This is a genomic window from Actinopolymorpha alba DSM 45243 (genome assembly GCF_000373925.1).
Taxonomy (GTDB): Bacteria; Actinomycetota; Actinomycetes; order Propionibacteriales; family Actinopolymorphaceae; genus Actinopolymorpha; species Actinopolymorpha alba.
Window position 1 is genome coordinate 1 of record NZ_KB892728.1, and the last position, 1,581, is coordinate 1,581.

At 62.0% G+C, this 1,581-nt stretch carries 2 protein-coding genes; one reads left to right on the forward strand and one right to left on the reverse strand.

Going from position 1 to position 1,581, the window contains the following annotated elements:
- Nucleotides 1-178 precede the first annotated feature (178 nt).
- The gene (locus tag B141_RS0106375; RefSeq protein WP_020574329.1) at nucleotides 179-895 is read left to right on the forward strand and encodes a DUF899 domain-containing protein; all 717 of its coding nucleotides are present in this window, start codon (nucleotides 179-181) and stop codon (nucleotides 893-895) included.
- A 194-nt stretch (nucleotides 896-1,089) separates the two neighbouring features.
- Here B141_RS0106375 and B141_RS0106380 read toward each other — a convergent pair.
- A partial coding sequence (locus B141_RS0106380) for an HNH endonuclease (protein ID WP_026256964.1) occupies nucleotides 1,090-1,581 on the reverse strand: 492 nt, incomplete at its 5' end.

A 1,581-nucleotide genomic window follows, 5' to 3' on the forward strand; every position in this document is an offset into this window, starting at 1 on the left:
CCGTCTGTCGCAAGAAGGAATGATCAACCAAGGGCTTCATCCATGATCAACAGGGGTCGTGTCCCAACCGCACCTGGTTAAACAACAAGCTAAGGAGCGGTGAGTTTTCGAGCCTCGGCCGGTCATACGGTGGAACGAGGTTCGAGGAACGAACGCCATGAGTGAGGAGGGGACAGAGATGAGCGAGATGAACCGTCCGCGAGTCGTGTCCCGGGATGAGTGGCTCGAAGCACGCAAGGCGTTGCTGATCAAGGAGAAGGAGCTCACCAGGGCCAAGGACGCGGTGGCCGCTCAGCGCCGTGCGCTTCCGATGGTCAAGATTGACAAGGAGTACGTCTTCGAAGGCCCCGAGGGCAAGGTGGGGTTGCTCGGTCTCTTCGAAGGGCGGCGCCAGCTGATCGTCTACCATTTCATGTGGCGGTACGACATCGATGCCGGGTGCCCAAGCTGCTCGTTTGTCGTCGACAACATGGGTCACCTCGCCCACCTGCACGCGGCGAACACCACGTTGGTGCTGGTGTCTCGCGCGCCGTTCGAGAAGCTGGCCACCTTCAAGGAGCGGATGGGCTGGACGGTGCCGTGGTATTCGTCGTACGGCAACGACTTCAACTACGACTTCCACGTCACCCTCGACCCGCAGGTCGCGCCTGTGGAATACAACTTCCGCACCCAGGAGGAGCTGGGCGAGCAGGCGAACCTCTGGATCGGTGAGGCGCCCGGGCTCAGCGTCTTCCTTCGCGACGACGATACGGTCTACCACACGTATTCGACGTACGCGCGGGGCTTGGACATCTTACTCGGAACCTTCAACTACCTCGACCGGACCCCGCTCGGTAGGCAGGAGGAAGCCGGCATCATGAACTGGATCCGTCACCACGACAGGTACAGCACCTGAGGCGAGGTAGTCTCCGAGGGAGGGGATCGGCGGGAGGCTGACCTACTCCTCCACCTCGACCTCAGATCCGCGCTGACTGACCTGTGCGGTAGTCGATCGACCTGCGTCCCGCATAGAGGCAGGCTCGAGAACCCTTCTGTTCAAGGGTTCTCGAGCCTGCCGTTTTGCTTATTTGTCTCGCTTCTCCATGCAGGTTAGAACGGTGGAGGATCGGGGTCGTCGGGTTCTACGGGGTCGGTGAGGCGTGGCGGGGTCACCGTGTATTGCCGGCTGTGGGGGTCGGTGTAGGTGAGGTGGCCTGGGCTGGTTTGTTTCACTTTCCAGTCGCCTTCGGTTTTGACGCGGTGGTGTCGGCGGCAGAGTGGTGCCATGTTCGCCACGGAGGTTTCGCCGCCTTGGGCGTAGGGTTTGGTGTGGTCGAGGTCGCAGTTGATGGCTGGGCGTCTACAGAGCATCCAGGTGCAGCGTTGGTTGAGTGACTGCACGAACTCCGCCGGGAGACCGCGGAGGAAGCGTTTCGACAGCGGATGCAGGCTCAGCAACTGTCCGGTGACGGGGTGGGTGATGCCGATGGCGAGCATCGCGTCGGGGTTGTCGAGATGGTTGGCGATCAGCCGCCTTGCTACTTCGGTGAGCACGGGCCCGAACCCGCCAAGCTCCGCTGGCCGCTCCGCCAGCTCGAACAG

Coding starts and splice junctions, on each gene's coding strand:
- B141_RS0106375 (WP_020574329.1), top strand. CDS start 179: ATGAGCGAGATGAACCGTCCGCGAGTCGTGTCCCGGGATGAGTGGCTC.